19 protein-coding genes and 1 pseudogene are annotated in these 18,958 nt (G+C 39.4%); 15 read left to right on the forward strand and 5 right to left on the reverse strand.

Features of this window, described 5'->3' with window-relative positions:
* Positions 1-60 precede the first annotated feature (60 nt).
* Genes slyD through rraB form a run of 3 tightly spaced genes read right to left on the reverse strand, consistent with a single transcriptional unit; the run spans position 61 to position 1,939 of the window.
* Positions 61-696, reverse strand: a complete 636-nt coding sequence (gene slyD / locus HMPREF3263_RS02090) for a peptidylprolyl isomerase (protein WP_005698877.1) — start codon at positions 694-696, stop codon at positions 61-63.
* Between the two features lie 44 nt (positions 697-740).
* Positions 741-1,451 (reverse strand): SIMPL domain-containing protein, encoded by a 711-nt coding sequence (locus HMPREF3263_RS02095; RefSeq protein WP_065243405.1) that lies wholly within the window; start codon positions 1,449-1,451, stop codon positions 741-743.
* A gap of 59 nt (positions 1,452-1,510) precedes the next feature.
* Positions 1,511-1,939 (reverse strand): ribonuclease E inhibitor RraB, encoded by a 429-nt coding sequence (gene rraB / locus HMPREF3263_RS02100; protein WP_005695141.1) that lies wholly within the window; start codon positions 1,937-1,939, stop codon positions 1,511-1,513.
* Between the two features lie 204 nt (positions 1,940-2,143).
* On the opposite strand from rraB, the gene truD reads away from it, so the two are divergent.
* The 6 genes from truD to proS all read left to right on the forward strand — a co-directional run bounded on the left by truD (position 2,144) and on the right by proS (position 7,790).
* The gene (truD, locus tag HMPREF3263_RS02105) at positions 2,144-3,166 is read left to right on the forward strand and encodes a tRNA pseudouridine(13) synthase TruD (protein WP_049371840.1); all 1,023 of its coding nucleotides are present in this window, start codon (positions 2,144-2,146) and stop codon (positions 3,164-3,166) included.
* The gene (gene surE / locus HMPREF3263_RS02110) at positions 3,166-3,906 is read left to right on the forward strand and encodes a 5'/3'-nucleotidase SurE (protein ID WP_005698859.1); all 741 of its coding nucleotides are present in this window, start codon (positions 3,166-3,168) and stop codon (positions 3,904-3,906) included. The genes truD and surE overlap by 1 nt, the downstream gene beginning before the upstream one ends.
* Positions 3,907-3,957: 51 nt before the next feature.
* Positions 3,958-4,533 (forward strand): YqaA family protein, encoded by a 576-nt coding sequence (locus HMPREF3263_RS02115; protein WP_049371839.1) that lies wholly within the window; start codon positions 3,958-3,960, stop codon positions 4,531-4,533.
* Between the two features lie 15 nt (positions 4,534-4,548).
* The gene (locus HMPREF3263_RS02120) at positions 4,549-4,737 is read left to right on the forward strand and encodes a hypothetical protein (protein WP_049371838.1); all 189 of its coding nucleotides are present in this window, start codon (positions 4,549-4,551) and stop codon (positions 4,735-4,737) included.
* Between the two features lie 23 nt (positions 4,738-4,760).
* Complete coding sequence (gene nlpD, locus HMPREF3263_RS02125; protein ID WP_065243404.1) at positions 4,761-5,978, forward strand: murein hydrolase activator NlpD; 1,218 nt, start codon at positions 4,761-4,763, stop codon at positions 5,976-5,978.
* 96 nt (positions 5,979-6,074) lie between these two features.
* On the forward strand, positions 6,075-7,790 hold the full coding sequence (gene proS / locus HMPREF3263_RS02130; protein WP_065243403.1) for a proline--tRNA ligase: 1,716 nt from the start codon (positions 6,075-6,077) through the stop codon (positions 7,788-7,790).
* Positions 7,791-7,855: 65 nt separating this feature from the next.
* Here the strand turns inward: proS and deoC are convergent, their stop codons facing one another.
* Positions 7,856-8,530 (reverse strand): deoxyribose-phosphate aldolase, encoded by a 675-nt coding sequence (gene deoC / locus HMPREF3263_RS02135; protein WP_005698933.1) that lies wholly within the window; start codon positions 8,528-8,530, stop codon positions 7,856-7,858.
* Positions 8,531-8,640: 110 nt separating this feature from the next.
* On the opposite strand from deoC, the gene HMPREF3263_RS02140 reads away from it, so the two are divergent.
* The 8 genes and pseudogenes from HMPREF3263_RS02140 to hslO all read left to right on the forward strand — a co-directional run bounded on the left by HMPREF3263_RS02140 (position 8,641) and on the right by hslO (position 16,137).
* The gene (locus tag HMPREF3263_RS02140) at positions 8,641-9,144 is read left to right on the forward strand and encodes a protein disulfide oxidoreductase (protein WP_049374850.1); all 504 of its coding nucleotides are present in this window, start codon (positions 8,641-8,643) and stop codon (positions 9,142-9,144) included.
* A gap of 52 nt (positions 9,145-9,196) precedes the next feature.
* Positions 9,197-10,120, forward strand: coding sequence for an ADP-glyceromanno-heptose 6-epimerase (gene rfaD / locus HMPREF3263_RS02145; protein WP_049374851.1), 924 nt, complete (start codon positions 9,197-9,199; stop codon positions 10,118-10,120).
* 97 nt (positions 10,121-10,217) lie between these two features.
* Positions 10,218-11,261, forward strand: a complete 1,044-nt coding sequence (waaF, locus tag HMPREF3263_RS02150) for a lipopolysaccharide heptosyltransferase II (RefSeq protein WP_070852900.1) — start codon at positions 10,218-10,220, stop codon at positions 11,259-11,261.
* Between the two features lie 17 nt (positions 11,262-11,278).
* A complete protein-coding gene (locus HMPREF3263_RS02155) occupies positions 11,279-11,863 on the forward strand; it encodes a YcxB family protein (protein ID WP_005698925.1) in 585 nt (194 codons plus the stop codon).
* A 29-nt stretch (positions 11,864-11,892) separates the two neighbouring features.
* A complete protein-coding gene (locus tag HMPREF3263_RS02160) occupies positions 11,893-12,801 on the forward strand; it encodes a DMT family transporter (protein ID WP_005698878.1) in 909 nt (302 codons plus the stop codon).
* Complete coding sequence (rfaC, locus tag HMPREF3263_RS02165) at positions 12,798-13,751, forward strand: lipopolysaccharide heptosyltransferase RfaC (RefSeq protein WP_005698880.1); 954 nt, start codon at positions 12,798-12,800, stop codon at positions 13,749-13,751. Before HMPREF3263_RS02160 ends, rfaC begins: the two co-directional genes overlap by 4 nt.
* Before the next feature lie 167 nt (positions 13,752-13,918).
* A pseudogene (locus HMPREF3263_RS02170) lies at positions 13,919-15,040 on the forward strand (porin); the annotation flags it as partial.
* A 230-nt stretch (positions 15,041-15,270) separates the two neighbouring features.
* Positions 15,271-16,137 (forward strand): Hsp33 family molecular chaperone HslO, encoded by an 867-nt coding sequence (gene hslO / locus HMPREF3263_RS02175; RefSeq protein ID WP_005698910.1) that lies wholly within the window; start codon positions 15,271-15,273, stop codon positions 16,135-16,137.
* Positions 16,138-16,179: 42 nt separating this feature from the next.
* On the opposite strand, the gene HMPREF3263_RS02180 is transcribed toward hslO, so the two are convergent.
* On the reverse strand, positions 16,180-17,004 hold the full coding sequence (locus HMPREF3263_RS02180; RefSeq protein WP_005698872.1) for an alpha/beta hydrolase: 825 nt from the start codon (positions 17,002-17,004) through the stop codon (positions 16,180-16,182).
* A gap of 257 nt (positions 17,005-17,261) precedes the next feature.
* On the opposite strand from HMPREF3263_RS02180, the gene pckA reads away from it, so the two are divergent.
* The gene (gene pckA / locus HMPREF3263_RS02185) at positions 17,262-18,878 is read left to right on the forward strand and encodes a phosphoenolpyruvate carboxykinase (ATP) (protein WP_005698915.1); all 1,617 of its coding nucleotides are present in this window, start codon (positions 17,262-17,264) and stop codon (positions 18,876-18,878) included.
* The last annotated feature ends 80 nt before the right edge of the window (positions 18,879-18,958 follow it).

An 18,958-nucleotide genomic window follows, 5' to 3' on the forward strand; every position in this document is an offset into this window, starting at 1 on the left:
AAAAGTGCGGTTATTTTTAACCGCACTTTTTTTATCTCTAGTTTTATTTCTAGATTAAGATTAGTGACCGCCGCAACCACAGCCGCCATGACCGTGTCCGTGATCATGATCGTGTTTATGACCACCGCCACAGCAACCGTCGTGCCCATGATCGTGATCATGGTGGTGATGACCGTGACCGCCGCAACCACAACCGTGACCATCTTCATCATCGTGATGGTGGTGATCATGCGCACCATGTACGTGACCGTGAGCAATTTCTTCTAATGTTGCTTCACGAGTGCCAACAACTTCCACAGTGAAGTGTAATTCTTGACCCGCTAACATGTGGTTACCATCAACTACCACTTCATCGCCATCCACTTCAGTGATCACAACAGGAACAGGACCGATATCTGTGTCAGCTAAGAAACGCATACCAACAACGACTTCATCAACGCCCTGGAATACCTCTTTTGGTACACGTTGAACCATATTTTCATTGTATTCGCCGTAGCCTTCTTCAGGTTGAACACGCACTTCAAATTTGTCGCCAACTTCTTTACCTTCTAAGGCATTTTCAAGACCAATGATTAAGTTATTGTGGCCTTGTAAATATTCTAATGGTTGATTTGCTGGCGCTTCATCAACTAATACACCGTCTTGAGTACGTACTTGGTAAGCGATACTCACAACCGTATTTTTTGCTACTTTCATATTGTTTTCCTTATTAAAAAAATCGTCATTCATTGTATAGAAAATTATTCTTTAAGCAATGCAATTCGCGCATTCACACTGACTTTAATTTTCTCTTTGCCACTTTGAGCGTAAGTTTCATCTTTCCCGCTAGAGTATAAACTTTTAGAGCTTAGTTCGGCTGCAGCATAAATAGGATAATCGTCCGTTGAATCCTTGGGTGAGGAAATCTCAAGGTTTTGTATGGTATAACCTTTCATCTGCAAAGATTCTTGAAGTAATAGGGCTTTATCTTTAAATTTTGCTAAGGCTTCTTTGGTTAATTCATTTTCTAAGCTACTTAATTTTTCACGTGAAACAGAGGCACTTACGCTATCAATCGCTAAGACACCATCTAATTCATGCACTACTGTTGATAACGCTTGAGAATCTTTACTTTCCAAGGTTAATTCCGCACGGGCAGTCCAACCTTGTTGTTTGCCTTTATCATTATAGCGAATCCAGGTATTACGAGAGTTGTCTTTAATTTCAACCGCACTTTGTGCTTTTGTTAGCTCAATGGCTTTATTCATTTTTTCTGCCATGGTTTTATTGAGAGCGGATAAATCATTGCCTTCCGCTTGGTAAAAAAGGGACACTCGCAATAAATCGCGTTCTACATTTTTTTCCGATTCAACGGTAAAGCTCACCTGAGGTAGATAATTATCGACTGGTCCTTCGGCAAAAGAAGCGATAGGTAAGGCCAGTAATGCCAAAGAAAGTGCTTTAAGTTTCATTTTTTCATTCCTATTTGAGTAAGATAAAAATTAAGGGCGATTAATACCACCCCTCATTATTAATGTAAACGTTCGTTGTCGTCTTCGACATCTTCGTCATCGAAAAATTCGCCATCATCGCCGTATTCATCATCTTCCGCATTCGGATCTTCAAAATACGTGCCCCAGCCATCATAAATGCCTTTGTATTTTTCCACTAATGGTAAAATTTCTTTTTGTTGTGCATCGATAATTTCGGGCTTTAATTCTACTTCACTGATGATGTCAAAGCAGAAAATCACCTTGCCACTTTCATCTTCAAATTCTTCCGCTTCTGACACTTCATAGCCTGCTTTGAAAGCATCTACGGCAATTTTTTCTAAAGTATCAAAATCATAATGGGCAATGTGATGTTCGATAATATAAAGGGCATCTGGATCGCTGCCGTCATTTAATAAATCCGTAATGATTTCACGGGTTTCTTCTTGAAGTTCGTTAAAGTTCGTCATAAGGCATTCCTTTTGTCAGAAAAAGTGCGGTCATTGTAGGAGATAAAGATGAAAATGTCGCTAAAAATTTATTCTCATTTCAGTTTGCCTTGAGGGGGCGGAAAGGTTAAAATTCTGCGCGAATAAATTGTGCTTAATATGCCCAGCTGATCACGCTATTTATTGCAGCGAAAAAGTTGGGCTTTCTTATTTTAGAACGAAAAAATGGTCAAACATCTCCCTTATTTCACCTTAAAAACACCGCCAAAAACAACCGCACTTTTAAAGCAAGAGTTCGCTGATTTTATTGTTAAAGAAGATTTAGGCTATGAAATGTCAGGCGAAGGCGAATTTGTGGCGGTAAAAATCCGTAAAACGGATTGCAATACACTGTTTGTGGGTGAAAAACTTGCCAAGTTTGCGGGTATTTCTGATCGAAATATGGGGTATGCAGGTTTGAAAGATCGTCATGGCATCACCGAACAATGGTTTTGTTTGCAAATGCCGGGAAAGGAAACGCCAGATTTTAGTCAATTTCACTTGGAAGGCGTTGAGATTTTAGATGTCACTCGCCACAATCGTAAAATTCGTACAGGAAGTCTCCAAGGAAATGCCTTCGAGATTTTATTGCGCGGAGCAAAAGAAAGTGATGAGTTAAATGAACGCTTAAATTTTGTGGCGAAATACGGTTTTCCTAACTACTTCACTGAACAACGTTTTGGGCGTGATGGTCATAATCTGACTCAAGCGATTCGTTGGGCGAAAGGGGAGATTAAGGTTAAAGATCGTAAAAAACGCAGTTTTTACCTTTCTGCAGCTCGTAGCGAAATTTTTAATTTAGTTGTAGCAGAACGAATTGAACAAAATGTGGCAGATCAGGTTCTAAGAGACGATATTGTGCAATTAAACGGATCGCACAGTTGGTTTAAGGCTGATGAAAATGAAGATTTAGTGGTCTTACAGCAACGTTTGAACGAACAAGATATTTTGCTCACTGCGCCTTTAATTGGCGAAGAAAATTTATCTGCAAGTACGGTCGAAAATAAAGTGGTTTTAGAACATCAGATTTTCCAAGAATTAATGAAACAAGAAAGAATGAAAGCCGCTCGCCGTCCTTTATTGATGCAGGCAAAAGACTTCCATTGGACGTTTGTTGAAGAAGGATTAAAGCTCTCATTTTATTTGCCGGCAGGAAGTTATGCGACTGCATTAGTGCGAGAGTTAGTGAATATTAAGGAAGAAGAATAATGCGAATTTTAGTCAGCAATGATGACGGTTTTCACGCCGAAGGGATTCAAGTTTTAGCAAAAGAATTACGCAAAATTGCCGATGTGGTGATTGTTGCGCCCGATCGTAATCGTAGCGCGGCATCAAGCTCATTAACGCTTGTTGAGCCGCTTCGCCCACGTCATTTAGACAGTGGTGATTATTGCGTAAATGGCACACCGGCTGATTGTGTGCATTTGGCATTAAACGGTTTTTTATCAGGACAAGTGGATCTTGTGGTATCAGGTATTAATGCAGGCTGTAATATGGGTGATGATACCTTGTATTCAGGCACCTTAGCTGCAGCATTGGAAGGCCGCCATTTAGGGTTGCCTGCTATTGCAGTATCTTTAGATGGTCGTCTGCATTATGAAACCGCGGCTCGCGTGGTGTGTGATTTGATTCCTAAATTACATCCTCAATTATTGAATAAACGCGAAGTGATTAACATTAATGTGCCAGATTTGCCTTACGAAGAACTCAAAGGCATTAAAGTCTGCCATTTAGGCTATCGCACCTCTGCAGCGGAAGTGATTAAACAAAAGGATCCTCGAGGTGAACATATCTATTGGATTGGCCCGTCAGGCTTGCCAGAATATGATGGTGAAGGCACGGATTTTTATGCGGTAAAAAATGGTTATGTTTCAATTACGCCAATTCAAGCGGATCTTACGGCTCATCAGTCAATTGCTGCTTTACAAGATTGGCTGGAAAGTGAATAATGTGCCGTTTTGAAACGAATTTTCCCTATTGAAGCAATAAAGGATAAGTGAATGAATATTTTTGGTGCGATGTATGATAAAACAATGCAATGGTCAAAACATCGCTTTGCCGTGTTTTGGTTATCCTTTGTGAGTTTTATTGAGGCCATTTTCTTCCCCGTTCCACCAGATGTCATGTTGATTCCGATGTCAATGTCAAAACCGAAAAGTGCGTTTCGTTTTGCGCTTTATACAGCTGTCGCTTCGGTTGTCGGCGGAATGATTGGTTATGCTATCGGCTATTATGCTTTTGATTGGGTTCAAGGCTATATTCAACAATGGGGCTACCAAGCCGCTTGGGAACAGGCTATGGCATGGTTTAAAAAATGGGGCATTTTAGTGGTTTTTGTTGCCGGTTTCAGTCCTATTCCTTATAAAGTTTTCACGATTTGTGCGGGTGTGATGCAAATGGCATTTATCCCATTTGTGATTACCGCATTTGTATCGCGTTTTGCTCGTTTTATTTTAGTAGCAAAATTGGCTGCATGGGGCGGAGAAAAATTCGCGGCGAAATTACGTAAATCCATTGAGATCATTGGTTGGAGTGTGGTCACTCTAGCTGTGATTGCGTATCTTATTTTGAAATAACAGGATGACTTTTTTATGAATAGATTACTCTTTATCATCTCAAGTGTATTGCTGATCTCAGCTTGTACGGGAGAACCCAAAAAACAAGATCCTGATGCATTACCTGATGGTATTATGCAGCCAGTAGAAGGAACGGGAGCAATTGCTGGTGGTAGCTTTATGCCGGAAATTGAAAAGAATTCGATGCCAAATCAAATGAAATAAATTTAATGTTAAAGGAAGAATAAATGAAAAAATCGTTTTTATTGCTCCCTGTGAGCATCGCTATTTTAACGGCATGTAGTTCAAATAGCCCTGCGCCAATTGAAAATGTGGATGGCACACTCTCTCCAGGTGTAATGCAACCTGTCGATAATAATTCGAGCGGTACATGGCAGCCAGAAATCCAACAAAATACTATGCCAAGCACAATGGGCAGCAGTGTACCAACGGGAACTCAAACACCACAACCAAGTTTCCAACCAACTTATCAACCGGTACAACAGCCAGCAGCAACTCAACCACAGCCTGCTCCAGCACCAGTTCAACCGCAAACTAAGACGGTAACTAAAACAGTTTCTGATTGTACCAGCTCTGGTGCAATCAACGTGCCGCGTAATCCAAATACGAACGCACCAGATTACAGCCAAATTCAAAAAGGTTCATACAAAGGAAACACCTATAAAGTAAACAAAGGCGACACCATGTTCTTAATCGCTTACTTAACAGGTATGGACGTAAAAGATTTGGCAAGCATGAACAATATGAAAGAGCCTTACAGCTTAAGCGTGGGTCAAACATTAAAAATTTCAAATTGTTCAACAAAAACAATCACTACAACGGTTCCAGTGAAAACTACCGCACCAGCGGCACCTGCTGAGCCAGAAGTGACTTATACACCAGGTGCGAACGGTACTCAAATTGGTTCTGATGGTACGGTAATTGGTCCAATTAAATCAGGTGTCGCAACAGGTGGCGCATCAACACCAGCGTTTACCAACAATACACCTAGCACACCAGTGACAACGACAACTCAAGTGGAAACCACAAACAATACACCAGTTAATGCGAACGTTGTGGCACCAGTGGCATCGAATGTGGCATGGCAATGGCCAACACAAGGCAACGTGATCCAAGGCTTCTCTAATTCTGATGGTGGTAACAAAGGGATTGATATCAGCGGTTCTCGAGGACAACCGGTTAAAGCGGCGGCAAGCGGTCGTATTGTTTATGCGGGTAATGCATTACGTGGTTACGGTAATTTAATCATCATCAAACATAATGATGATTTCTTAAGCGCTTATGCACACAATGACAAGATTCTCGTGAGCGATCAACAAGAGGTGAAAGCAGGCCAAGAGATTGCGAAAATGGGTAGCACAGGAACCAATGCTGTGAAACTTCACTTCGAGATCCGTTATAAAGGTAAATCTGTTGATCCAGTCAGATACTTACCGAGAAAATAATCTTTTCTCAGAAAAAAGTGCGGTTAAAAATGACCGCACTTTTTGTTATACTCTCACCAATTTTTTTCTCAATGCTTAGAATCTAAGGTTAATTCAATGCGTACAAGTCAATATTTATTCTCAACATTAAAAGAAACCCCAGCTGAAGCGGCCATTGTGAGCCATCAATTAATGCTTCGTGCGGGGATGATTCGCCCTCTTGCTTCAGGTCTCTATAACTGGATGCCAACAGGCTGGCGAGTGCTCCGTAAAGTAGAAAAAATCATTCGTGAAGAAATGGATAAAAGCGGCGCACTTGAAATCAAAATGCCAGTCGTGCAACCAGCAGAATTATGGGAAGAATCAGGTCGTTGGGAACAATATGGCCCAGAATTACTTCGTTTTGAGGATCGTGGTAATCGTCACTTTGTATTAGGTCCAACACACGAAGAAGTGATTACGGATTTAGTTCGCCGCGAAGTGTCATCATATAGACAGCTTCCAATCAATTTATACCAAATTCAAACCAAATTCCGTGATGAAGTGCGTCCTCGTTTTGGCGTCATGCGTTCACGTGAATTTATCATGAAAGATGCCTATTCTTTCCATGCGGATCATGCTAGCTTGCAACAAACTTATGATGTGATGTACCAAACTTATAGCAATATTTTCAATCGCTTAGGTTTAGATTTCCGTGCAGTACAAGCAGATACGGGCTCTATTGGTGGTAGCGCCTCACATGAATTCCAAGTGTTAGCAAACAGCGGTGAAGATGATGTGATTTTCTCTACGGAATCTGATTACGCAGCAAACATTGAATTAGCGGAAGCGGTGGCAATTGGTGAACGCGCCGCGCCAACGAAAGCGATGGAATTAGTTGATACGCCAAATGCAAAAACGATTGCCGAGTTGGTGGAACAATTTAATTTACCAATTGAGAAAACGGTTAAAACCTTAATTGTAAAAGGGGCAAGCGAAGAGCAGCCGTTGGTAGCATTAGTCATTCGTGGTGACCATGAATTAAATGAAATTAAAGCAGAAAAATTACCTGAAGTGGCTTCACCATTTGAGTTTGCGGATGAAGTAGTTATCAAAGCTAAAATTGGTGCGGGTGTCGGTTCATTAGGCCCTGTTAATCTCAATATTCCAGTGATTATTGACCGCTCAGTGGCATTAGTGTCTGATTTCAGCGCGGGTGCAAATATTGATGGTAAACATTACTTCAATATCAACTGGGAACGTGATGTAGCATTACCAAAAGTGGCGGATATTCGTAACGTGGTTGAAGGTGATCCGAGCCCAGATGGTAAAGGTACCTTATTGATTAAACGTGGTATCGAAGTGGGGCACATTTTCCAATTAGGTAAAAAATACTCAGAAGCGATGAATGCAACCGTTCAAGGTGAAGATGGTCGTCCAATGGTGGTAACCATGGGATGTTACGGTATTGGTGTAACGCGCGTGGTCGCGGCAGCGATTGAACAGCATTTTGATGAGCGCGGTATTGTGTGGCCAACAGATGAAATTGCGCCATTCACCGTAGCTGTTCTGCCAATGAATATGCATAAATCTGAAAGCGTTCAAGAATATGCCGAAGAATTGTACTGCACTTTACAAGCTCAAGGTGTAGAAGTAATCTTTGATGACCGTAAAGAACGCCCAGGTGTGATGTTTGCAGATATGGAACTTATTGGTGTGCCACACATGGTGGTGATTGGTGAGAAAAATCTCGCAAACGGCGAAATTGAATACAAAAATCGCCGCACTGGTGAAAAACAAATGATTGCAAAAGAGCAATTGTTAGATTTCTTAAAAGGGCAAATTAAAGCTTAATTAAGTCTTTGATGATGAAAAAAGGAGATTGAAGCATACACTTCAATCTCCTTTTTTATTATCGATTAGTAATTACTTGAGGTATTATCAGAAACACCCGTTACAATTGCAATGCCTGCGCTTGCGCCAATTCGTGTAGCACCTGCTTCAATCATTGCTAGTGCGGTTTGAGTATCACGAATACCGCCAGAGGCTTTCACACCAATGTTGCCTACCGTTTTCTTCATTAATGCCACATCTTCTACGGTTGCGCCGCCTTTATTGAAACCGGTTGAGGTTTTAACGAATGCCACACCCAACGCTTTACAGATTTCACAGGCTTTTACGATTTCTTCTTTGGTGAGTAAACACGTTTCTAAAATCACTTTAAGTGGTACGTCATGACAAGCGGTTAATACAGCTTGAATATCGTCTTTTACGGCATCCCATTTATTTGATTTAATCAAACCGACATTAATTACCATATCGATTTCACCCACACCCGCTTTGATGGCTTCTTGGGTTTCAAACGCTTTGACAGAAGATAAGTTAGCACCAAGTGGAAAACCAACAACCGTACAAATTTTGACGTTTGAGCCAGCGAGTTTTTCTTTGGCTAAAGGAATATAACCTGAATTAATACAGACTGAATAAAAGCCGTATTGAATGGCCTCATCGCAGAGCTTAAGAATATCCTGTTCTGTTTTTTCAGCAGTAAGGGCAGTGTGATCAATATATTGTGCTAATTGTTTACTATCCATATTTTTTCTCCTTATTAAATGATGGGGTTATCATAACAAAATATCCGCAATTTTGACCGCACTTTTCCAATCGATTACAATTCATTTATCCTAGATCATGAAATTTTATTGTGAAACTTAAAACATTATTAAAAAATGCGATTTCGCTCCTGCTGACCTTGATTGTCGTAAGCAGTATTCTCGATTTTATTCGTAAACCCAATATTCCACCTGAAATCAATGCGACAGCACTTTATGATTTACAGGGAAATGCCTTCTTTTTACCCCAATTAGATCAAGCTAAGCCGACGATCATTTATTTCTGGGGAAGTTGGTGTGGTTATTGTCGTTATACTTCTCCAACGATTAATTCACTTTCAGAAGAAGGCTATCCGGTAGTCTCTGTCGCACTGCGTTCGGGGACAAATAAGGAAGTGGAGGATTATTTACAAACGCATCACTATCAGTTTACAACGGTGAACGATCCTCATGGCAAGATTGCGGAGCAATGGCAGGTGAATGTGACGCCAACTATTATTATTTTAAATAAAGGAAAAATGGATTTGGCCACAACGGGCTGGACAAGTTATTGGGGCTTAAAAATGCGGTTGTTTTTCACAGAGTTTTTTGGCTAAGCAACAAAAAATCTATTACAATACACAGACTTATTTTAAAGAGGACAGAATTATGATTATCGTAACAGGTGGCGCCGGTTTTATCGGCAGTAATATCGTTAAAGCATTAAACGATATGGGACGCAAAGATATTTTAGTGGTGGATAACTTAAAAGATGGGACTAAATTCATTAACTTAGTGGATCTTGATATCGCAGATTACTGTGATAAAGAAGACTTTATCGCGTCTATTATTGCAGGTGATGATTTAGGCGATATCGATGCTGTATTCCACGAAGGCGCTTGCTCAGCGACTACTGAATGGGACGGTAAATACATCATGCACAATAACTACGAATATTCAAAAGAGTTATTGCATTACTGTTTAGATCGTCAAATTCCGTTCTTGTATGCATCAAGTGCGGCGACTTATGGCGACAAAACTGAATTCCGTGAAGAGCGTGAATTTGAAGGCCCATTGAATGTGTACGGTTATTCTAAATTCTTATTCGACCAATATGTGCGTGCGATTTTACCTGAAGCGCAATCGCCAGTATGTGGTTTCCGTTATTTCAATGTGTATGGTCCACGTGAAGGTCACAAAGGTTCGATGGCGAGTGTGGCATTCCACTTAAATAACCAAATCCTGAAAGGCGAAAATCCAAAATTATTTGCAGGTAGTGAACACTTCCGCCGTGATTTCGTTTATGTAGGCGATGTGGCACAAGTCAACATTTGGTGCTGGCAAAATGGCATTTCAGGTATCTTCAACTGTGGTACTGGTAATGCAGAATCTTTTGCCGAAGTAGCAAAAGCGGTAATTAAATTCCACAGTAAAGGCGTAGTGGAAACTATTCCATTCCCAGAGCATTTGAAATCTCGCTATCAAGAATATACGCAAGCAGATTTAACGAAACTTCGCGCAACAGGCTACGACAAACCATTTAAAACCGTAGCGGAAGGTGTGGCTGAGTACATGGCGTGGTTAAATAAATAAAATATTGAAAAAATAATGTCGTTCAATACTAGAAAATGAATAAAGTGCGGTTAAAATTAGTCTTATTTTTGGCCGCACTTTTGTTATAAGGTCAAGCATGAATATTTTAATTATCGGCCCGTCTTGGGTCGGCGATATGATGATGTCGCACAGTTTGTATCAACAACTCAAACTGCAATCCCCCGATTGCCAAATTGATGTGATGGCACCGAATTGGTGTAAACCGCTTTTAGCCCGTATGCCAGAAGTACGCCATGCCATTGAAATGCCGCTTGGACACGGCAAGTTTGCCTTGTGTGAACGTTATCGTTTAGGTAAGGCATTACGCAATCAATATGATATGGCAATCGTATTGCCAAACTCCTTGAAGTCAGCTTTTATTCCTGCTTTTGCAAAAATTGCGGTGCGCCGTGGCTGGAAAGGGGAAAGCCGTTATTTCTTGCTTAATGATTTACGCAGTAACAAACGTGATTACCCAATGATGGTGCAACGTTATGTAGCGTTAGCTTTTGAGCAAAATGCGGTACCTAAAGCGGCTGATATTCCTGTTCTAAAACCTTATTTAAGCGTTGACCCAACTCAACAAGCGGAAACCTTAAAAAACTTTGAAAAACAGACCGCACTTTTAGGTGAACGTCCAATTATTGGATTCTGCCCTGGGGCGGAATTTGGTCCAGCTAAACGTTGGCCGCATTATCATTATGCTAAATTAGCGGAAATGCTGATTGAAAAAGGCTATGCGGTAGAATTATTTGGTTCACCAAAAGATGTGGACGCAGGAGAGCGAATTCGCAATGCATTGCCAGCAGAACTGCAACCGTTTTGTTTAAATTTAGCGGGACAAACAAACCTGAATCAAGCGGTAGATTTAATTGCTAATTGTACCGCAGTGGTGAGCAATGACAGTGGCTTAATGCATATTGCCGCTGCGACAGATCGTCCATTGGTCGCGCTTTATGGCCCAACGAGCCCAACTTATACGCCACCATTATCTGATAAAGCTGTGATTATTCGTTTAATTGAAGGCGATTTAATTAAAGTGCGTAAAAGTACAGATAGCTCGGAAGGGTACCATCAAAGTTTGATTGATATTACACCTGAAAAAGTAGCAGAAAAACTAATCGCACTTTTGGAGATTTGAGAAAGAGAAAATATAAAATGGAAATTACCTATCAACTCACATTAGATAAAAATTATACTAAGGCAGTAAAAAAAATAAGTCGCGATATTTATAAGCACAATAAATTTCGTAAGATAATGAGAATTGGAGATTTTTTATTATATTTATTTTGCTTGATACCAAGTCTTTTTATTGCATTTTATATAATGAACTGGGCTGAAGTTCTTTATGATTATTATGAGAATATTTTGGCCTATTATGCGGGATATATATTATTTGTTATCTCAATGCTTTCTTTTTTCTATGCTCTTATAATACGACCTTATTTGAATATGTGTATGATTAAAAACCAAATAGGCGACAAAATGGAGAAAGGAAGTCAAACCATACGAATTCAAGAAGATGGTTTATATATTAAAATAGATCTCTGCCAAACATTATATAGTTATCATTATATTCATCATATTGAAAATAAATATGGCTATTTAGTAATTCGAGTTGGTTCTGGATTGTTTTTAGATATTCCTCATTCTGCTTTTCAAAATGATGCTCATCGAGAAGCATTTGAATCTGCTTTGCAAGAAAAAATCAACGCTTACCAAGTAGAGCCTTTAAGCAAATAGAAAAGGCTTAACCAGGATATATTAATGATATGAACCCTCTCCGCATACACTTACAATTAATTGGGATGGCCATTTTATGGGGGGCTTCTTGGCCTTGGGGGCGAATGGTTGCTCAGGCCATGCCGACATTTGTGGCTTCAAGTTTGCGATTTTTTTTCGCCATTATTCCACTCATTATTTGGCTATATGCGGCGAATCGCTTCAGATATGCAAAACAACTTAGCGCGAATCAGTGGATAGGTTTGTTTGTGACTGCCTTTTTCGGTGTTTTTGCCTATTCCACGTTTTTTATCTGGGGGCTGAAATATCTTCCAGCAGGACAAGCGGCTGTTATTGTGGCAACAAACCCTGTATTTACCACGCTTTTGGCGATTTTTTTATTTAAAGAAAAATGGAATCGATGGGTAATACTTGGGATGATTATTGCCATGAGTGGGTCATTATTGGCTCTCACAAAAGGGAATTTTTTACAGATGATGGATTCCTTTGGCTTTGGGCAAATATTATTAATTGCCGCACTAATTTGTTGGGTCGTTTATACCTTATTGGCTAGAAAAGTACTCGCGGGTATTGATTCGCTCACTGCAACCACATTATCTTCTATTTTTGGGTTTCTATTGTTATTTATGAGTGCGTTATGCGTGGAAAGTACTGACGATTGGCTTACGGTATTGAATTTATCTCAAGGTGAGTGGATAAGCTTGCTTGGCCTTGCATTTGGTGCAACAGTTTTGGCCTATGCATGGTATTTTGATGGCGTGAAATATTTAGGAGCAGGTAATGCCGCGGCTTACATTATCCTGGTACCGATTTTAGGAATTTTATTCTCAGCTGTTTGGTTGAATGAGCAAGTGGATTTTTCCTTGATTATTGGTGGTATTTTAGCTGTGTCAGGGCTCGGTATTATGCACTGGGGAAGAAGAAGGTTAATTAAATGAAAGTATGCGTGATCAAAACGTCTTCCATGGGCGATATAATCCATACTTTGCCGGCATTAACTGATGCGCAAATAGCTATTCCTAATCTTTCTATTGATTGGGTGGTGGAAGAGAATTTTACCGAAATTCCACGTTGGCATTCTGCCGTGAAACAAATCATTCCAATTGCCTTAAGACGTTGGCGAAAATCACCTTTTTCGGTTCAAACAAAAAACGAGTGGAAATCTTACTGCACTTTATTGCAAGCTAATCAATATGATGCTGTGATTGATGCACAAGGGCTTTTTAAAAGTGCCTTTTTTGCGACACGCTTAGCCAATGGTGTTAAACATGGCTATGATTGGAAAAGTATTCGAGAGCCAATTGCCTCATTCTTCTACGATAAAAAACACGCTATTTCCTATCAACAACATGCGGTAGAGCGTATTCGTCAACTTTTTGCTCAAGCATTATCTTATCCATTACCAAAAGAAAAAGGGGACTATGGTATTGCTCGTCATTTTCTTTCCGTTGAAGCTATCGACCCTTATGTGATCTTTTTTCATGCTACGACAAGGGATGAGAAGCATTGGCCAGAAAAAGAATGGAGAAATTTAATCGAAAAACTGACCGCACTTTCTATTCAAATTCGTTTGCCTTGGGGGAATGAAAAAGAAAAGGCTAGAGCGGAACGATTAGTTTCTGGCTTGCCTCATGCGATGATTTTACCTAAGCTTTCATTAAATGAATTGGCTGATCAAATTACTAATGCGAAAGCGGTGGTATCCGTAGATACAGGGCTTGCTCATTTAACTGCAGCATTGGATAAACCTAATATTACGCTTTATGGCGCAACTGATCCGACCTTAATTGGCTGTTATGGTAAAAATCAGCATTATTTAACGGCGAATTCAATGGAAAATATTACTTCAGAGCAGGTTCTTTCTAGCCTAAGTACATTAATTAAATAATTTGTAGCATAATTGGAAATGTATTGATCTAGATTAATTTTAGTCAAAATATTGTCTATTTTCTGATAGTTGGAAAAATTTAAGATTGACACATTTGGGTTGTGATGTATAGACTAAAAAAGTTCAATTTTTATTAACTCCATTAAATAATAGGGAAAGCGTTATGAAAAAAAACACTTCTTGCTTTATCTGTAGCTGCACTAGCAGCAGGTTCTGCACAAGCGTATAACTTCCACATTGACCAAACTGGTACTGATGTTGATTTTTACGGTTCTTTACGTGTTAAATGGGAAAGCACCTCTAACAAAACCAACTATGTAAATGGTGATGTAACTAAAGAACACATCAACCATGCAGTTGATAATAACGGTTCACGTTTTGGTTTTAAATTAAAACAAAGCTTGGGTGGCGATTTCTATGCTTTAGGTCGTGTTGAATGGCGTATGCGCGGTGAAGCACCTTCACAACATGATTTTGACCATGTTTATACTCACCAACTTTATGCTGGTTTTGGCCACAAACAATTCGGTGAATTAACTTACGGTAACATGGTAACTATCACTGATGAAGTAAAACAAAGTGACTTAGCAAATACTTACAGCTTGACTGATGGCTTATTAGAGACTTCAGCTCGTCGTGTAACACAATATGTTTATAACGGTGATTATGGTTCACATAAAGTGAAATTTGGTGCGTATTACGGTGGTTCAAGCAAACGTAGCATCAAAAATGTAGATTTAAAAAATAACCGCAAAAACACTTGGGGTACAGGTCTTATCTTCAATCACGAAATTGATAGTATCCAAAATGTAACTGTAGCAGCGGGTTTCACTCGTCAAATTTCTGAAAATGCTAATAAAACAGCATATTACAGCAATGCTTATGCTTTAGGTTTAGCATATAACTTTGTTCACACTACTTATGGTTTAGACCTTGCTCACAAAGATACTAAAAATAAAGGTGGTGCAGGTAACAAAGTAAAAAATAATGAAGTAACTGCAGTGATTCGCCAAGGTTTAAATGAAGATTGGAATGTATATGCAATGTATTCTTATAAAACAGAGAAAACTTTACCTGTAGGTTCTGCATATTCAAAATCAACTGATCGCCAGTTCTTAGTGGGTACTGAGTACTATGTATTTAAACAAGGTTCAGTAAAAGTGAAACCATTTATTGAATGGCAAGCGACTCGTACTAAATACGAGAACACCTTTGATAAAGACTCAGGTAAACAGCTTGATCGTAGCCGTGATTTCAAAACGGTTATCGGTTTACGTGCATACTGGTAATTTATCAGTTTAATCTGATAAAGCGGATAGTGAAAGCTATCCGCTTTTCTTTTTGCTTGTAATTTTGATTTTCATCCCCATAATACTGCACAGGCTAAAAGTGCGGTAACAAAAAACGCCGTTTTTGAATATTGACTTCAATACTAGAGACGAAAAATCAGATAAACCACTCACAATTTATGCGTAAAATTAACCGCACTTTTCATTCAAAGAATAAATAGGAACACATAATGAATTACACTCAAGATAATGACAAACTTTACCGTTACCTTTTTCAAAATCGTGCAGTACGTGGTGAATGGGTGCGATTAAACCAAACTTTCACTGATACCTTGAATACCCATCATTATCCAAAAGCTGTACAAAACTTATTGGGTGAGATGATGGTGGCAACGAATTTATTGACCGCAACATTAAAATTTAACGGTAATATTACTGTTCAAATTCAAGGTGATGGCCCATTAAAATTAGCTTTAGTAAATGGTAATGATCAACAACAAATTCGTGCATTAGCCCGTGTGCAAGGTGATATTCAAGATGGCATGAGCCTACATGATATGATCGGCAAAGGCGTATTAGTGATTACGATCGCACCAACAGAAGGTGAGCGTTATCAAGGCGTTATCGGTTTAGATAAACCAACCATTACGGAATGTTTAGAAGATTATTTCGTTCGTTCAGAGCAATTACAAACGCAGCTTATTATTCGTACCGGTGAATATGAAGGCAAACCAGTTTCGGCTGGGATGTTGTTGCAAATCATGCCTGATGGCCAAGGTACGCCAGAGGATTTCGAGCATTTAACCACATTGGCAGCAACCGTAAAAGATGAGGAGTTATTTGGATTACCCGCCGAAGAATTACTATATCGTTTATACCATGAAGAAGTGGTAGAAGTTTTTGAACCACAAGCTGTTTCTTTCTTCTGTGGTTGCTCACCTGAGCGTTCAGGAGCAGCATTATTGCTGATTCCAGAAGCTGAAATTGATGAAATCTTAGAAGAGCATAAAGGCAGCATTGATATGCAGTGTGAATGTTGTGGCACACATTACTTCTTCAATAAAGAAGCCATTGATAAACTTAAACAAGCCCAATAAGAAAAATCCCCGTTCATGATGACGGGGATTTTTTATGCTCTTTTATTGTTGAACTTGTTCTAAGCAATGTTTGATAGCATCCGGAATCGAGCCACCATGATTTTTATTGGGAATGGAAATAAACTCTACGGAATTACCTTGTTTTCCCAATATTTTCGCCAATTGATGCGCATTGATTGTTCGCATTTGTTTCCGTTGATTAATACGTTGTAATTGTTCTTCAGTCATATTCGGATCCTCTTCAGGATGCTCTTCATAATAGCCTAATGTAATCAGAATATGTGATGGTTTTTGGCTAATCCATGGCTCGTTTTGAGGTAAAAATGAGCCGTTTCCCCACCAAAGAGAAGGGCTTGCCAATGTGTAATGTTGAAATAAATCTGGTTGATGGAAGAGCACGTACAATCCAAATAATCCACCAAAAGAATGACCAAAGAAATATTGTTTTTCTTTATTGATATCGAAATGCTGTTCAATATAAGGCTTTACGTCTTGTTGAATAAAACGTAAAAAATCGGCAGCTTTCCCTCCTTTGGCAAATTCAGCACCTTCTGCAGGAAAAGTGTAGTCTCTAGTGCGTTCTTCAATGACGTAGGCTTTATCAGACACATAACCGATACCAACAATAAGCGGGAGTGGTTTATTGGGATTGACAGCATTCACCGCCATTGGAAATTGTGCATTGCCATCTAAAGTGTAAAGTGCGGTCAGTTTTTGCGATGTTTTTGGCGGTACCGCAATGAACAAACGGTAATGCTTGTCTTCAAAGGTAAAATCTTTCTGTTGAATTTGATACATTTTTTTCATGCTTTCTTGAATAGGAGGAATCTTAAAGTCGGGTTCTGCTTGCGTGCTTTGCGTAAACATCAGCAGACAAAATAAAAAGGGTAAACGCAGAAATGAGAACATGGTTATCGAGTTTTGAGTTGATAATAGTTCTCACTATATCGAAAATGTGATAGGTAAATCAACCTTGTTGTATCCTAGTCTCTTAAACCACCTAAAAAGGGGTAGAATTTTCCAATGAATGTTCAAAAATGAGATCTAGTTAACATTTTTTTTTTTGACAATTCCCATACAATAAACATAGGAAAGATTTTTAAACTTTAATCAAGAGGTGAACTATGACTGATGTTAAAAACGTAATTAAAGAACTTGAAGCCGTTGGTATTCATGATGTTAAAGAAGTGGTTTATAACCCAAGTTATGAACAACTTTTTGAAGAAGAAACAAAACCAGGTTTAGAAGGCTTTGAAAAAGGTACACTTACCACAACTGGTGCGGTGGCTGTTGATACAGGGATCTTTACCGGTCGTTCACCGAAAGACAAATACATCGTTTTAGATGATACCACAAAAGATACTGTGTGGTGGACTTCTGATGTGGCAAAAAACGATAATAAACCAATGACTCAAGAAACTTGGTCAAGCTTGAAAGGTCTTGTGACTAAACAACTTTCTGGTAAACGTTTATTTGTGGTGGATGGTTTCTGTGGTGCAAGTGAAAAAGACCGTATTGCAGTGCGTATTGTGACTGAAGTAGCATGGCAAGCACACTTTGTGAAAAATATGTTCATTCGTCCGACAGAAGAACAATTAAAAACCTTTAAACCAGATTTCGTGGTCATGAATGGTTCTAAATGCACCAACCCGAACTGGAAAGAACAAGGTTTGAACTCTGAAAACTTCGTTGCATTCAACTTAACTGAGCGCATCCAATTAATTGGTGGTACTTGGTACGGCGGTGAAATGAAGAAAGGTATGTTCTCAATGATGAACTACTTCCTGCCACTTAAAGGTGTAGGTGCAATGCACTGTTCTGCTAACGTAGGTAAAGACGGTGATGTAGCAATCTTCTTCGGTTTATCAGGTACAGGTAAAACCACACTTTCTACCGATCCAAAACGTGAATTAATCGGTGACGATGAACACGGTTGGGATGATGTAGGTATCTTCAACTTTGAAGGTGGTTGCTACGCGAAAACTATTCATCTTTCTGAAGAAAATGAACCGGATATCTATCGCGCAATCCGTCGTGATGCGTTATTAGAAAACGTAGTGGTTCGTGCAGATGGTTCAGTTGATTTCGATGATGGTTCTAAAACTGAAAATACTCGTGTATCTTACCCAATTTATCACATTGATAATATTGTTAAACCGGTGTCTCGCGCAGGTCACGCAACAAAAGTAATTTTCTTAACCGCAGATGCATTCGGTGTATTACCACCAGTGTCTAAATTGACACCAGAGCAAACCAAATATTACTTCTTATCTGGTTTCACCGCTAAATTAGCGGGTACAGAGCGTGGTATTACTGAACCAACTCCAACCTTCTCAGCATGTTTCGGTGCGGCGTTCTTAACTCTCCACCCAACACAATATGCTCAAGTGTTAGTTAAACGTATGCAAGCCGTCAGTGCAGAAGCATATTTAGTTAATACAGGTTGGAACGGTACTGGTAAACGTATCTCAATAAAAGATACTCGTGGTATTATCGATGCCATCCTAGATGGTTCTATCGAAAAAGCAGAAATGGGTGAGTTACCAATCTTTGATTTAGCGATTCCAAAAGCATTACCAGGTGTAGATTCTGCGATCTTAGACCCACGTGATACTTATGCAGATAAAGCACAATGGGAAGCGAAAGCGAAAGACCTTGCTGGACGTTTCGTGAAAAACTTCGAAAAATATGCGACTAACGCAGAAGGTAAAGCGCTTATCGCAGCAGGTCCAAAAGCTTAATTAGAAATTAGTATCTAATTAAGATACCTCCACAAATAACCGCACTTTGATTTTTTAATCCAAGTGCGGTTATTTTTATA

This window comes from Haemophilus sp. HMSC61B11 (assembly GCF_001838615.1).
Taxonomy (GTDB): Bacteria; Pseudomonadota; Gammaproteobacteria; order Enterobacterales; family Pasteurellaceae; genus Haemophilus_D; species Haemophilus_D parainfluenzae_AD.

What these genes read in the sequence shown, in the direction of transcription:
- slyD (WP_005698877.1), bottom strand. Translation starts at nt 696, where the DNA reads ATGAAAGTAGCAAAAAATACGGTTGTGAGTATCGCTTACCAAGTACGT.
- HMPREF3263_RS02095 (WP_065243405.1), bottom strand. Translation starts at nt 1,451, where the DNA reads ATGAAACTTAAAGCACTTTCTTTGGCATTACTGGCCTTACCTATCGCT.
- rraB (WP_005695141.1), bottom strand. Translation starts at nt 1,939, where the DNA reads ATGACGAACTTTAACGAACTTCAAGAAGAAACCCGTGAAATCATTACG.
- truD (WP_049371840.1), top strand. Translation starts at nt 2,144, where the DNA reads ATGGTCAAACATCTCCCTTATTTCACCTTAAAAACACCGCCAAAAACA.
- surE (WP_005698859.1), top strand. Translation starts at nt 3,166, where the DNA reads ATGCGAATTTTAGTCAGCAATGATGACGGTTTTCACGCCGAAGGGATT.
- HMPREF3263_RS02115 (WP_049371839.1), top strand. Translation starts at nt 3,958, where the DNA reads ATGAATATTTTTGGTGCGATGTATGATAAAACAATGCAATGGTCAAAA.
- HMPREF3263_RS02120 (WP_049371838.1), top strand. Translation starts at nt 4,549, where the DNA reads ATGAATAGATTACTCTTTATCATCTCAAGTGTATTGCTGATCTCAGCT.
- nlpD (WP_065243404.1), top strand. Translation starts at nt 4,761, where the DNA reads ATGAAAAAATCGTTTTTATTGCTCCCTGTGAGCATCGCTATTTTAACG.
- proS (WP_065243403.1), top strand. Translation starts at nt 6,075, where the DNA reads ATGCGTACAAGTCAATATTTATTCTCAACATTAAAAGAAACCCCAGCT.
- deoC (WP_005698933.1), bottom strand. Translation starts at nt 8,530, where the DNA reads ATGGATAGTAAACAATTAGCACAATATATTGATCACACTGCCCTTACT.
- rfaD (WP_049374851.1), top strand. Translation starts at nt 9,197, where the DNA reads ATGATTATCGTAACAGGTGGCGCCGGTTTTATCGGCAGTAATATCGTT.
- waaF (WP_070852900.1), top strand. Translation starts at nt 10,218, where the DNA reads ATGAATATTTTAATTATCGGCCCGTCTTGGGTCGGCGATATGATGATG.
- HMPREF3263_RS02155 (WP_005698925.1), top strand. Translation starts at nt 11,279, where the DNA reads ATGGAAATTACCTATCAACTCACATTAGATAAAAATTATACTAAGGCA.
- HMPREF3263_RS02160 (WP_005698878.1), top strand. Translation starts at nt 11,893, where the DNA reads ATGAACCCTCTCCGCATACACTTACAATTAATTGGGATGGCCATTTTA.
- rfaC (WP_005698880.1), top strand. Translation starts at nt 12,798, where the DNA reads ATGAAAGTATGCGTGATCAAAACGTCTTCCATGGGCGATATAATCCAT.
- hslO (WP_005698910.1), top strand. Translation starts at nt 15,271, where the DNA reads ATGAATTACACTCAAGATAATGACAAACTTTACCGTTACCTTTTTCAA.
- HMPREF3263_RS02180 (WP_005698872.1), bottom strand. Translation starts at nt 17,004, where the DNA reads ATGTTTACGCAAAGCACGCAAGCAGAACCCGACTTTAAGATTCCTCCT.
- pckA (WP_005698915.1), top strand. Translation starts at nt 17,262, where the DNA reads ATGACTGATGTTAAAAACGTAATTAAAGAACTTGAAGCCGTTGGTATT.